The sequence below is a fragment of the Aeribacillus sp. FSL K6-2848 genome (genome assembly GCF_038004325.1).
GTDB lineage: Bacteria > Bacillota > Bacilli > Bacillales > Aeribacillaceae > Aeribacillus > Aeribacillus composti.
The window spans coordinates 3291989-3305052 of sequence record NZ_JBBOQQ010000001.1 but is presented as its reverse complement, the minus strand read 5'-3'; the positions used below and the strand labels follow the sequence as shown (position 1 = coordinate 3305052).

General features: G+C 39.1%; 12 protein-coding genes and 1 pseudogene. 7 read left to right on the top strand and 6 right to left on the bottom strand.

Features of this window, described 5'->3' with window-relative positions; all coding sequences use genetic code 11:
- The first annotated feature begins 184 nt into the window (after positions 1-184).
- Positions 185-1483: a UDP-N-acetylmuramate--L-alanine ligase gene (murC, locus tag NSS70_RS15930; protein WP_063387332.1), complete on the top strand. Its 1299-nt coding sequence runs from the start codon at positions 185-187 to the stop codon at positions 1481-1483.
- Between the two features lie 699 nt (positions 1484-2182).
- Here the strand turns inward: murC and NSS70_RS15925 are convergent.
- The gene (locus tag NSS70_RS15925) at positions 2183-3298 is read right to left on the bottom strand and encodes an aminopeptidase (protein WP_066248885.1); all 1116 of its coding nucleotides are present in this window, start codon (positions 3296-3298) and stop codon (positions 2183-2185) included.
- 197 nt (positions 3299-3495) lie between these two features.
- On the opposite strand from NSS70_RS15925, the gene NSS70_RS15920 reads away from it, so the two are divergent.
- The 3 genes from NSS70_RS15920 to NSS70_RS15910 all read left to right on the top strand — a co-directional run bounded on the left by NSS70_RS15920 (position 3496) and on the right by NSS70_RS15910 (position 6123).
- The gene (locus NSS70_RS15920; protein ID WP_063387334.1) at positions 3496-3927 is read left to right on the top strand and encodes a DUF948 domain-containing protein; all 432 of its coding nucleotides are present in this window, start codon (positions 3496-3498) and stop codon (positions 3925-3927) included.
- 32 nt (positions 3928-3959) lie between these two features.
- Entirely contained in the window at positions 3960-4403 is a 444-nt protein-coding gene (locus tag NSS70_RS15915) for a YtxH domain-containing protein (RefSeq protein WP_063387335.1), read from the top strand.
- A 346-nt stretch (positions 4404-4749) separates the two neighbouring features.
- A complete protein-coding gene (locus NSS70_RS15910; protein WP_339195758.1) occupies positions 4750-6123 on the top strand; it encodes an IS1380-like element ISGsp2 family transposase in 1374 nt (457 codons plus the stop codon).
- 272 nt (positions 6124-6395) lie between these two features.
- On the opposite strand, the gene NSS70_RS15905 is transcribed toward NSS70_RS15910, so the two are convergent.
- Positions 6396-6509, bottom strand: coding sequence for a transposase (locus tag NSS70_RS15905; RefSeq protein WP_445290601.1), 114 nt, complete (start codon positions 6507-6509; stop codon positions 6396-6398).
- A complete protein-coding gene (locus tag NSS70_RS20905; protein WP_445290587.1) occupies positions 6505-6753 on the bottom strand; it encodes a transposase in 249 nt (82 codons plus the stop codon). The genes NSS70_RS15905 and NSS70_RS20905 overlap by 5 nt, the downstream gene beginning before the upstream one ends.
- 150 nt (positions 6754-6903) lie before the next feature.
- Here NSS70_RS20905 and NSS70_RS15900 point away from each other — a divergent pair, with 150 nt between their 5' ends.
- Positions 6904-7518 (top strand): hypothetical protein, encoded by a 615-nt coding sequence (locus NSS70_RS15900; protein ID WP_339197122.1) that lies wholly within the window; start codon positions 6904-6906, stop codon positions 7516-7518.
- Positions 7519-7691: 173 nt separating this feature from the next.
- On the opposite strand, the gene NSS70_RS15895 is transcribed toward NSS70_RS15900, so the two are convergent.
- Positions 7692-8838, bottom strand: a protein-coding gene (locus NSS70_RS15895; protein ID WP_445290586.1) for an IS3 family transposase whose coding sequence is annotated in 2 segments (ribosomal slippage) — positions 7692-8568 and positions 8567-8838 — 1149 coding nt in all. Because the reading frame shifts where the segments join, the coding sequence is not laid out codon by codon here.
- 327 nt (positions 8839-9165) lie between these two features.
- On the opposite strand from NSS70_RS15895, the gene NSS70_RS15890 reads away from it, so the two are divergent.
- Together NSS70_RS15890 and NSS70_RS15885 are read left to right on the top strand one after the other, a co-directional pair.
- Positions 9166-10331 (top strand): IS3 family transposase gene (locus NSS70_RS15890; protein ID WP_339197115.1). Its coding sequence is split into 2 segments (ribosomal slippage): positions 9166-9442 and positions 9442-10331, totalling 1167 coding nucleotides; the frame shifts between segments, so codons are not numbered across the junction.
- A gap of 40 nt (positions 10332-10371) precedes the next feature.
- Positions 10372-10923 (top strand): annotated as a pseudogene (locus tag NSS70_RS15885) (DDE-type integrase/transposase/recombinase); the annotation flags it as partial.
- Positions 10924-10968: 45 nt separating this feature from the next.
- On the opposite strand, the gene NSS70_RS15880 reads toward NSS70_RS15885, so the two are convergent.
- A complete protein-coding gene (locus tag NSS70_RS15880; protein WP_339197112.1) occupies positions 10969-11382 on the bottom strand; it encodes a DUF4304 domain-containing protein in 414 nt (137 codons plus the stop codon).
- Between the two features lie 121 nt (positions 11383-11503).
- Entirely contained in the window at positions 11504-13036 is a 1533-nt protein-coding gene (locus NSS70_RS15875) for a hypothetical protein (protein WP_339197109.1), read from the bottom strand.
- Between the last annotated feature and the right edge of the window lie 28 nt (positions 13037-13064).

Sequence of the window (13064 nt, the reverse complement as noted above, 5' to 3'; positions counted from 1 at the left end):
TATTAAAATGTTGGGCTGATTTTGGCAATGCCGATTTAAAACGATATACGTTGCTTTCAATTAGGAAACACTAAAAGTATACAATATTGCGTTATGAAGCTTGCAGGAAATAAATATTATAGTTGCAAAACTAGTCATTCGTCATATATTATTTTACAGATAGACGATTGTTGGAGGTTCTTATATGACTGCTTATCATTTTGTTGGCATAAAAGGAACAGGGATGAGTGCTTTAGCTCAAATCCTTCATGATATGAATGAAAATGTACAAGGATCTGATATTGAAAAATATATTTTTACACAAAAAGGCTTGGAGGAACGGGGAATTCAAATATTTCCTTTTTCGAAAAATAACATTCACCCTGGTTTAACTGTAATAGCTGGTAATGCTTTTCCAGATACACACGAGGAGATTGAAGAAGCAAAGAGACTTCAATTGCCGGTTTACCGCTATCACAAATTTTTAGGGGAATTGATGAACAAATTCACAAGCATAGCAGTAACTGGCGTGCACGGTAAAACATCTACAACCGGTTTACTGTCTCATGTTATGCAAGGTGCTTTTCCTACCTCATACTTGATTGGAGACGGAACGGGAAAAGGAGTTCAAAACAGCAAATATTTTGTCTTTGAAGCATGTGAATACCGGCGCCATTTTCTATCCTATCATCCGGATTATGCGATTATGACGAACATTGATTTTGACCACCCTGATTATTATCGTGATCTGGATGATGTTTTTTCAGCCTTTCAGCAAATGGCTTTACAAGTGAAAAAAGGAATTATCGCTTGCGGAGATGATGAGCGTTTACAGGAAATACAAGCGAAAGTTCCGGTATTATATTACGGTTTTCATGAGGAAAACGATTTTCAAGCGAGAAATGTGGTGAAAAGCACAACGGGAACTGTATTTGATGTATATATTCGGAATACGTTTTACGGCACGTTTGAAATTCCTGCATTCGGGGATCACAACGTTCTAAATGCGCTGGCGGTTATTACGTTATGCCAATACGAAAATATTGGAATTGATGTTATTCAGGAGCGCGTCAAAACGTTTAAAGGCGTAAAAAGAAGATTCAGCGCCAAAAATTTCGGAGGACAAGTGCTGATTGACGATTACGCCCATCATCCTACGGAAATAAAAGCAACAATTGAAGCTGCGCGGCAAAAATATCCTGACCGGGAAATTGTTGCTGTTTTTCAGCCTCATACCTTTTCAAGAACACAGTCATTTCTTAATGAGTTTGCGGATAGTTTAAAAAGCGCCGACAAAGTATACTTATGCGAAATTTTTGGCTCTGCCCGTGAAAACATAGGGAACCTCACGATTAAAGATTTGCAGGCGCAAATTGAACATTCAGAGTTAATCGATGAGACGAACATTAAAGTTTTGAAAAAGCATGAAAGCAGCGTTATTTTATTCATGGGTGCAGGAGATATTCAAAAATATCAAGATGCCTATGAAAAGCTGTGTGTTTAAAAAAGAACGACTGTAACAAAAAATGTTACAGTCGTTTTGTTTGTGCGCCCGGCATGGGTGTAATCTATAGGGTGAAAGTCCCGAGCTGCGAAGGCAGAAGTAGCAGTTAGCTTAACGCAAGGGTGTCCGTGGTGACGCGGAATCTGAAGGAAGCGAGCGGCAAACTTCCGGTCTGAGGAACACGAACTTCATATGAGGCTAGGTATCACTGGGTGAGTTTGCAAGACAAAACAAAGCCCTTTCTGCCGAAGGTGATACAGAGTAAATGAAGCAGATGGATGGAAGGAAAGATTACACTCTTACCCGGGGAGGTCTGGCTGGCACGCCAAGTAACCTTGGTAACCTATCTAGTGATAGATAGCTGAACAGTCAGAAGTCAGCAGAGGTCATAGTATTAGTTGGTCTAGAACAACTAAGAAGGACCGAACAATTAAGAGAGAATAGCCCTTGGCATTCAGTGAGTCATGATGAACACAGAAAACGTAGTACCTCACTTGAGGGAGGAAGCGGTGAATCCCGTGGGAGATCTCTTGGAGGGTGGAGTGACCACTGGCATAAAGAGAACAGCTATTCACGGAAGTTATAAAGACTTGCGTCAATTATCTTAATTGAACCGCCGTATACGGAACCGTACGTACGGTGGTGTGAGAGGACGGGAGTTAATCGCTCCCTCCTACTCGATTTATAGCGAAGAATGCACTATTTTAAATTCTCAGGATTTAGCTGCTCCAATTCCGGAATGACAAACAGCCCGTCTTTTCGGATCAATACGTCGTCAAAATAAATTTCTCCGCCTCCATATTCCGGACGCTGAATGACGACCAAATCCCAGTGGATATTGGAATGGTTGCCATTATACGCTTCATCGTAGCATTGCCCTGGCGTAAAGTGGAAGCTTCCAGCGATTTTTTCGTCAAACAGAATGTCCTGCATCGGGTGAAGGATGTATGGATTGACACCGATTGCGAATTCACCGATATATCTTGCTCCTTCATCTGTATCCAAAATGCTGTTTAATCGTTTTGTATCATTAGCTGACGCATCAATGATTTTTCCGTCTTTAAATGTTAACCGAACATTTTCAAATGTAAATCCTTGGTACGGAGAAGGCGTATTAAACGTAATGGTGCCGTTCACAGAATTTTTAACAGGCGCTGTAAATACTTCACCGTCAGGAATATTCATGCGTCCTGCACATTTAATCGCAGGAATATCTTTGATTGAAAAAGTCAAATCAGTGCCAGGACCTTTAATATGTACTTTGTCAGTTTTGTTCATCAGTTCAACAAGCGCATCCATCGCTTTATCCATTTTTTCGTAATCAAGAGTGCAGACATTAAAATAAAAGTCTTCAAACGCTTCTGTGCTCATTTTTGCAAGCTGTGCCATGGATTCATTCGGGTATCTGAGAACCACCCATTTTGTTTTCGGAACGCGGATTTCACGATGCACCTTTTGCCCGATTGTTCTGCCTTCCAGCTTCATTTTTTCTTCTGGAACGTCAGCAAATTCATTAATGTTTTTGCCTGATCTGAGGCCTATGTATGCGTCCATTTCTTTCATGACATTTGCTTCGAAATCAGCCATCATTTCGAATTGTTCTTCTTGTCCTCCAAGCAATAAAGCTCGGTTTATTTGATGATCTTTAATGGAAACAAACGGATGCCCGCCAGCTTTGTAAGCCTCGCGGATGAGAGCAATCACAAGCTCCTTCTCAAGACCAAAGTTTTCAATAAGCACTTTTTCGCCTTTTTGCAGTTGGCATGAATAATGAATTAAAATTTTTGCCAATTTTTCGATTCTTGGATCTTTCAACTTGCCGGCCTCCTTTTTTTTCGTTATACAATAATATTGTAGCGTTTCCTGATTGGATTTAAAACTTGTTCTATTTTTGATATGATCGAAAGGATTCAATTGACAAAATGTCGAATAGATAAATGATTGCAGATTTTATGTTTGCATTCCGAAAAATTAGGGAATTGTATTATTGGTTTTACTTGGAGGTGCAGCAGTTGGAATTCATATTATATGCAAGCATTGCGCTAATAGCTGTAGCTTTTACAGTGTTAGTTGTTTATTTAGCCAAAACATTAAAATCTCTGCGCATTACACTCGATCAAGTAGCCGGGACGCTTGCGGGCCTTGAAAAGCAGGTGGAGGGCATTACAAAAGAAACAACAGATTTGCTTCATAAAACAAACCAATTGGCGGAAGACATTCAGAAAAAATCTGAGAAGGTCAACTCAGTGGTGGATGCCGTAAAAGAGATTGGAACATCCATTCAACAATTTAATCGGTCTATGAAAAAAGTTTCAGCGAGTGTAACTGGACAATTGGAAAAAAATGAAGAAAAAGTTGCTCAAGCCATCCAGTGGACAAATGCTGTGATGGAATTGATTGATAAAGTAAAGCAGAGAAAACGATCAAAGAAGCAAACTGATTAATTAATTTTACTTAAAAAACAGGAGGCGCAAACATGTCAAAAAAAAGCACGAATAAAAAAGGGTTCATAATAGGTTCTATTATAGGCGCTGTTGTTGGGGCAGCTTCCGCATTATTGCTTACGCCAAAGTCAGGAAAAGAGCTTCGCGAAAATTTTAATGATCAGGCGGGAAAAGTGAAGGAAAAAACATCAAAAATTACAAGCGAAGCATATGAAAAAGGAGTACAGTTTATCAGCTTGGCAAAAGAAAAATCACAAAATATTCAACAGAAAATCCAAGAGCAGTCTGAGGGCTTGGTAAAAAAAATAAAGGAACGAAGCAATGAAAATGAAATTTCTGAAAAAGAAAATCCTTCAGATTCCGCTGACACCGAGCTTGACGACGAACAAAGTCAGAAAACAGAAAATTTGACTGACACTTCACAAGCCTCAGATGAAGAGCTTCAAAGCGAAAACAATAAAGAAACAAAGTCATAGGTTTGGCAAGACAATCATCATCGGCAAACAAGCCGATGATTTTCGTTTACAGGAAAATAGGCAGCGAATAGAGGAAAAGAGCGTGAAAATTTTCATGGGGAATATTTTTCAAACAGTGTTACAAGTCCATCAGCCGGCAAGGTTTTCAAGAATTTTAAGCTTTTGCTGCTGATTGCCAAAGCCCTAATCATTTAGTTTACATGTACAAGAATTGTCCGATTCCATAACTGAAACATAACATAAAATAAACCCTGAATCCGTGACAAAACATCTTTACAATGGTCGCAAACCGTTGATACGATAAGGGAAAACGACGTTGACGATTCTTCATCAAGTAGGTGATGTGATGAAAGATTTCCCGATTCGGTTTGTATTGACAGATGAAGCGATTACCCCAAGTGCTGGGCTTGCTCTCGTTGGCTACTTACTCCATCGAACGAAACTGGATAAACGGGTAAACGCACTTCGGCTTCCAACGGTTCGTCGAGAAGTGCACATTTCCCATAGCGATGTCATTCGCTCGATGATTGGCTTGCTTGCCACAGGAAAAACGGATTTCGATCATATCGAAGCGTATCGTCAGGACGATATCTTTTCGGCATCGATGGGGATTCAGCACGTGCCTTCCTCTCCAACCTTGCGACAACGACTCGATCAGCTCGCTTGTCTTCCGATGACCGAAACGATTCTTTGGGAGGAGTCCATACGTCTGTTGATTCAACGACATGCCACTTTGTCCCCTTGTTGGACCAAAGGAAAGACGACATGGCTTCCCCTTGATATAGATGGTTCCCCATTTGACAACTCCGATACGAAAAAAGAAGGAGTCAGTCGAACGTATAAAGGATTTGACGGTTTTACACCGTTGTTTGCGTATGCAGGGAAGGAAGGGTATCTCGTTCATGCCGAGTTGCGTCCAGGGAAACAACATGTGCAAGACAACATGCCCTCGTTTTTAGTCACCGCTATCCGTCGAGCTCGTCAACTGACTTCATCTCGTCTGCTTGTTCGCATGGATGCAGGAAACGATGCAGAAGCGAATGTGCACGTATGCCTAAAGGAAGACGTGGACTTTGTCATCAAGCGAAACTTACGCCGAGAATCGAAAGCGCTTTGGTTCCAGATCGCTTCGCAAAAGGGCAAACGTGTCGATGATGGACAAAGCGAAGGAGTACAAACCTATGAGCTATGCCTTCCACAGAAGGCAGCGATCGATGGAAACACGTATACGTACGTTCAAGTCACCCAAGTGACGGAACGGACGATGGAACGCAATGGACAGCTGATGCTCGTTCCTGATTATGAAGTGGAAAGCTATTGGGTGCGGCTCAAAGGATACGAGCATGTTCGAATGAGCGATGTGCTCGCGTTGTATCATGACCATGCGACATGCGAACAGTTTCATAGCGAACTGAAGAGCGACTTAGATTTAGAGCGGCTTCCATCTGGGAAGATGAAAACGAATGCGCTCGTGTTGGTCATGGGAGCCTTCGTTTACAATCTTCTTCGTCTGATTGGACAAGATCTATTAAGCGATCCGAGACATCCGTTGCACCACAAAGTGAAACGCCGCCGCATCAAGACGATTATTCAGACGGTGATCACGATGGCAGGGCGACTCGTCCGTCGATCACGACAGATCTGGATGAAACTGACGCGAAGGAGTGGCTATAGCGAGCCCCTACTGAACGTCTATCAGAAATGGAGAGAGGTAAGATAACGAACGAATGTTCGGGAACTGATGTCCAACGTCACTCCCTGTGCTTTTTTGTCTATTTTTTGGTTCGTATACCTAAAACAGAGATTTGTTCCATTTTCGGAAATAGAGATGACATAGGTCATAAGCATAAAAGGGGTTTATGGATTATCAATCCATCAAAATTACAACAAAATCAAAGTCGATTTCAATTCATCACGGATTCAGGGAATAAATTTTAGTGACATTATTTGGTAATATGTAATCGGATGGCTTAGGGGAAATTCGAGGTTCCCCTAAGCTGTTTTTATTTTCGCTAAGTTTTGGGTAATGAATATTCGGTTTCTAAAGTGATAGAAGGATCGATAACCGAAAGAAATGCGTTTAATCACTTTGATTTTGTTATTAATCCCCTTCTAAAATGCCGTTGTTATAATCGTACTTTAGCGTATTCTCGACGTAATTGATGTATTTGTTGATTGTCTTGATGGCGATTTTCATATAGCTGGAAACGATATTTTGTTTATTCTCTAATGTTTTCTTTAGGAGCTCAAAGTCTTTGGTTTTGATGCAATGTTGCACGTATTGATATAGCTCATAGGACGCTTTTAATTCAGAATCTAAATCAATGAGATAGTGGAGTGTGTATGGCAAAATAAAAGTGCAGAGCTTTGCAAAGGAAAAATGCAGAGTCCTGCACTAAATTTTTGTGCATAAACAAAAAAAGACTTGCCAGTCACCCCAAGTCCCACTACAGTAATTGTGTCAAGCAATTGGTAGTGGAGGTAAGAAAGGATGCTAGCAATGTCTGATATTAATTGTATCAAACATTTAAGAAATAACAAAGGTTTATCTATTTCAGAAATACAAAGAACAATGGGAATTAATTGGCGAACAGCTAAGAAGTATGCGGATGAAGATCAACTCCCTAAACAGAAATCATTTAAAAAGAAAGGGATGATGTATGAGGAAAAGTGGGGAGTAATTGTTTCAGATTGGCTGTTTGAGGATTTAAAGTTAAGGAAAAAATTAAGAAGAACAAAGAAACAAATATTTGAAGAACTAAAGGAAATGGGTTTCCAAGGTTCTTATCGTACTGTTTGTTACTTTATCTCTGAATGGATGAATACTCACCAAGAAGAAAAGGATAAAGGGTATGAAAGATTAGAACACCCTCCGGGTGAAGCTCAAGTAGACTTTGGAGTAATGGAAGCTGTACAAGATGGAGAAATTGTGGATATTCATGCTTTAGTTATGACGTTTCCTCATAGTAATGCTGGATTTGCAGTACCGTTACCAGCTGAAAATCAAGAATGCTTCTTACATGGTCTCAATCTTCTTTTTAAACAGGTTGGGGGAGTACCTAAAAGGATAAGTGTAATGCACCCCTTTGTCAAGACACAAATTGATAATATTTAAGTTATCCATTCTCTCCTTTCGCTATGAATGTGGTGCGTGTGCGATAAAGGCTTGACATGGAGCCTCTACGGGCACAATTTTTTGCGCTGGAGCGATGGACAGATAACATCGCATGGCTAAAACAGCCTATCATGCCCGTCTCTCCATATAAAGCCTCTCATCACGTTCGATGGTTAGGATGCTTGAACCATCTTAGGTTGCTTGTACACTGTTGCTGGCGTCAAATAGTCCAAGGATTGGTGAGGTCGGTCTGTATTATAGAACGTAACATAGCGTCGAATGCCTTTTCGCAACTCTTTAGGATTCTCGAATTCATTGAGATAGATACATTCATACTTTAAAGCTCTAAAGAATCGTTCCGTACGACTATTGTCTGTTGCTCGTCCTTTGCCATCCATTGATACCTGGATGCCATACTCTTTCAACAGCCCGAGATAGTCAGCGTTTGTAAAATGGCTGCCCTGGTCACTATTGATGATGGCCGGCTTACCATGACGCAATGCCCGTTTAAGACAGTTGATGACAAATCCTTTCTCCAGCGTACTAGATAACTCGTAATCGATCACTTTGCGGCTGAACCAGTCGATGATGGTAAACAGATACATAAAGCCCCGTCCCATACGAAGGTAGGTGATATCCACTCCCCACACATGGTTCGGATGGGTGATCTCCAATCCACGGAGCAGGTAAGGTCGGCAGTACTTGGCATGTAGCCTCTTACTAAGGTTGGGTTTTGGGTAAATAGCTTGTATACCCATAAGGCGCATGAGACGGCGTACGCGTTTACGATTCACATCAAATCCTTTCTCACGAAGTTTCGCAGTCATGCGCCTGTAGCCAAAGTAGGGATGAGCTGTATAAAGCATATCCATTTCGTGCATGAGCATGATGTTTTCTGAGCTTTCTGTTTGCCCCTTTGATTGGCGATACACGCTAGTACGATGAATACCTAATAACTGTGCCTGACGCTTGATGCTGATCGATGGGTGATTGAATTCGACCATAGCCTTTCGTTCGTCAACAGACTTATTTGAGCCCAGATTTTTTTTTCAGCCAGTCAACTTCAACCGTTAACTGACCTACCAATTTCTCTAAATTTTCTTGTTTGGCCTCATATTCTTTACGGATTTTATCCACTTCGCTTGAGCCTTTTTCAAAGACCATCGAGGATCGTTCTAGAAATTCTGCTTTCCAACGACTGACCATGACTGGGCTTAATTCATATTTGGCGGCTATTTCATTGACGGTTTGCTCTTCACGCAACACCTCAAGAACCACCTTAGCTTTAAATTCTGCGGTATATCGGTTTCTTTTTTTCATGGTATCATTATAACTTATTTATCACGCTCATGTGTCTCACCTTATGGGAGCATTATAATTGGTGGGGAAGTTTTATTTTTGGTTTAATTACATGGTTTGCAAGTTCGTTATTCCTTGTATACATGCGAGATCATAAAAAGGAAAGCAGAGTATCAAGCATCAAGTCGCAACATTGATAAAGAGGCGCAGAGCAAAAAGCCAATGGAACCATGAGTAGCGAATATAGAAACCTGGCACGATACTGAAGTGACCCAGTAAAATGGGACAAGGAAAAAATACCTCCTGAATCGAATGTAACTTACTTCGATTTGTGGAGGTGTTTGTCTTATGGGGACAAGAGTTCATTATCCAGAGGAGATCAAGTGGAAAGCTATCGAGATGAAACGAGCAAGGTATACCAACCGAGAAATTATGGAGACGTTAGGGATTAAAAATAAGACGCAGATCAAGACATGGATGAGATGGTATAAACATGGTGAAACTCATCGGTTTTCTCAGCCTGTAGGGAAGCAATATGTATGGGGGAAAGGGGCACAGGAATTAAATGAAATGGAGCAGCTCAAAATGCAAAACCGTCAGCTAGAAGCACAATTGGAAATCCTAAAAAAGTACAAGGAACTCGAGAGAAGATGGTGCCAGAAGTAGTGGTCCAAGTTGTAAGAGAGTTAAAAGACAGATATCCTGTTACCCTTATCTGTTCTTGTTTAGGAATTCCAAGATCGACATATTATCGATGGGAAAAGAAATGGGAAGAGTTCATGATGGAATCAGAGTTAGAACGGTTGATTCAAGAAATTTGTGTAAAGAATCATTATCGTTATGGTCATCGCAAGGTAAGAGAAGTCCTACGGCTTAAATATGGAATCAAGTTGAATCGCAAAACCGTACAAAAAATCATGCAAAAACGGAATCTTCAATGCCGTGTGAAGAAAAAACGTCAAAATTGGATCAATGGAGAAAGTAAAATCATCGTACCGAATCGTTTAAACCGTGATTTTACGGCTTCTCAACCAAATGAAAAGTGGGTAACGGATATCACTTATTTGCCGTTTGGTACTTCGATGCTTTACTTGTCAACCATTATGGATTTATACAATCATGAGATTATTGCCTATCAAATCAGCGACCGACAGGATGTTCAGCTAGTGTTAAAGACACTAGAAATGGCCGTAAACGAGCGACAACCAAAACAAGTGTTATTCCATAGCGATCAAGGGGCGGTCTATACGTCTTATGCTTTTCAACATTTAGCCAAAGAAAAAGGCATTACCACGAGCATGTCCCGTAAAGGAAACTGCCATGATCATGCCGTAATAGAATCGTTTCATTCTTCATTAAAGGCTGAAACATTCTATTCACAAGAAAAACAAAATCTCACTAACTCTATTGTAAAACAAATGGTTCAGAATGACATCTATTATTATAATCAAATTCGAATTCAGGCCAAATTAAACTACCTGTCTCCTATTGAGTTCAGGAAACAGGCAGCATAAGTGTTTTTTCTGTGTCTCAAATAGGTGGGTCAGTCCATGCCCCGTGACGGTGTTTTACCAACACCTTATTGAGCAGGGGGAAATCGAAAAACAACTTGTATCTTAGTTTACTATATATCGATTGTGCAAAAAATACAACCTCGTGGGGAAAGAAATTTTACCGATTCCTGAACGAAAACGGTTTGCGTACGATCGAGTCAATGAGTTATGGCAAGGGGATTTGTCCCATGGTCCAATGATACGAGAGAACGGAAAAGCGCAAAAAACATTTTTGATTGCCTACATCGATGACTGCTCGTGGGTCGTACCGTACGCCCAGTTTTTCTCTTCCGAAAAATTTGACGGGTTGCGGATCGTGACCAAAGAAGCGCTGCTTCGGTACGGGAAGCCGAAACGAATTTATTCGGACAACGGCAAAATTTATCGATCGGAGACACTACAATATGCTTGCGCAGAATTAGGGATCACGCTCATTCATACGAAGCCATATGATCCACAGAGCAAAGGGGAAAATCGAGTGATTTTTTAGACGGTGCAAACTCGGTTTTCCCCGTTGTTGGAGATGAAACCGGCTACGTCGCTTCAAGAGCTGAAAGTGGTTCTAAAATAGTGTGCTAATTTACAGTAATAGGGGAATCTAAAATAGACTTTTTATCCAATTAGGATCTGAGACATGTAGTAAGTTTTTGACTTTTGTTGCGACTATATCGTAATCTTCTTGATTCTTTGCAGTTTCATAGTCAAACCATTGGGCATCTGGGTCATTTAAATTTTCACTAAGCCTATATCGGTCATTTACATCATGTGCCGTTACTTTATTAGGAGGTATTTTTTCTCCCCAACTGGTTGTAACTCCATCAGCTGGACAAACAGCTAATTCTACTACAAAAGATCCACCATGACGATTAAATTGAAAAGTAATGAGGTCAATATTATCTTCATTTTGCCTTCTAAAGTGAGGAAACGACCCTTTAAAGCCATGTTCTCGTAAATATGGAACAACAATATTTTTTATTGAATTAGTCATATTTTGACGGGCGTTTGTAGTCATGTTAATGATTTCCCTCCATTTTCATTATATTATTCAAATGTCTTTTTAATAGAGGGATTCCTTAGTAGTTGGTAAAAGTTGTTTTTAGGAATCCCTTTTTTATTAACAAAAAAATTTATAATTATTTATCATGAATTTTATAGGAAATTCCTTTAGATTTCAAATAATCTTTTACAGCCTTACTAGCACCTATTTTCCCTGTCTTATCACTTCTAAAGAAATGCCATTGAGCTCCCTTAACATCCTTTACGGATTTATCTTTAATTAATAAGTAGTCTTTATCAATCTGTTTTTTAATTGTTTTAGTTAATGTAACATAACCTACCTTGGATTCATGAGCAATACCGGAAGTATCGAGTACGTCTATGTATCTACCACCTAGACTAGTTTTTTTATAAACTTGAGTACCTTTGACTTTTACTAAAGTTTCTAAATACTTTTCTCCAGCTTTACCACTACTAAATGATTTCTTAGCACTTTTTGCAGCGGATTTAGTTACTTGTTTCCCTGTTTGTTTAGAGAAAAATTTAATTCCCCCACCAATTATTCTTACAATTACAGCTACTACTGAAGCCTGGGCATCATCTTCAGAAATAGTTATTTCTTCACCAGTCTGTTTATCTACTAAAAGAACTTTAAATTCTTCCTCTGTATTTTTAAGTATTCTTACATCATAATATGTTTCTTCTATTCCGTTTCCATAATCCAATTTAGAACTAACTGTAATATTATTACCGTTTAAAGATGAATCAAGTATTAATTCTGCATCATATTCATCGGTATCAATATTTAATTGAAGTTCAATTCCATCACTATTTAGATCTTGGATCGTAGGATTTATATTACTAGCATTACTTCCTAATGTGTCTTCTAATACACTAGTGTAACCATTAATCAAGTCTGATTTTATTTCTTCTACGATTTCTCTCTCATTTAAAAGACTATCTACTAATTCTTTGTTATCAAGCAATGTATTTACAGTATTTTCATTAGAAGAAATTGTATCTATTAACTTATCGTCTTCTAAGATATTTTGTACAACACTATCGTTTGTTAAAACTTCGGTAACTAGATATGGTTCTTCTGCAATAGTATTTACTATACTCTCATTATCAAATATTTCGTTTACTAAAATAGGATCTTCGGCAATTGTACTAGAAACTTCTTCAGCTTTTAAAACTTCTTTGCCAATTGCAATGTCCTCGGTAATAACGCTTAAGCTTGACTCGTCTTCAGTGAGGATATTATTGATGCTTTCATCATTTTGTAATACTTCGTTTACTAAATTAGAATCGTTCACAATTGTATTTACAACGTTTTCGTTTTCAAGGATCTTATTTATTAAGCTAGGTTCCTCTACAATTGTATCAATAATAGTTTCATTTGATAAGACTTCTTCAACTAGATTAGAATCTTCACTTATTACATTTAGAACATCGCTATTATCCAAAATTTCCTTGGATAAATCAGTAGTATTAGCAATTGAATCTTTAAACTCTTCAGATGTAAAAAAATCTAGTAGTTGATTTTGTAGTTCAGTACCTTGAGACTCATTATAGTTGTTTGCTGATTCAGCGTAAACGATATTAGCTACACCAGAGAAGTTAGATATTAGTAAAACAATTATAATTAGTAGACTTAAAAACTTTTTCATTTTCAAATCCCCTCGTATTTTTTATCGT

Excerpts from the sequence above, each read along its gene's own strand:
- murC (WP_063387332.1), top strand. The coding sequence starts at position 185 with ATGACTGCTTATCATTTTGTTGGCATAAAAGGAACAGGGATGAGTGCT.
- NSS70_RS15915 (WP_063387335.1), top strand. The coding sequence starts at position 3,960 with ATGTCAAAAAAAAGCACGAATAAAAAAGGGTTCATAATAGGTTCTATT.
- NSS70_RS15910 (WP_339195758.1), top strand. The coding sequence starts at position 4,750 with ATGAAAGATTTCCCGATTCGGTTTGTATTGACAGATGAAGCGATTACC.
- NSS70_RS15900 (WP_339197122.1), top strand. The coding sequence starts at position 6,904 with ATGTCTGATATTAATTGTATCAAACATTTAAGAAATAACAAAGGTTTA.
- NSS70_RS15880 (WP_339197112.1), bottom strand. The coding sequence starts at position 11,382 with ATGACTACAAACGCCCGTCAAAATATGACTAATTCAATAAAAAATATT.
- NSS70_RS15875 (WP_339197109.1), bottom strand. The coding sequence starts at position 13,036 with ATGAAAAAGTTTTTAAGTCTACTAATTATAATTGTTTTACTAATATCT.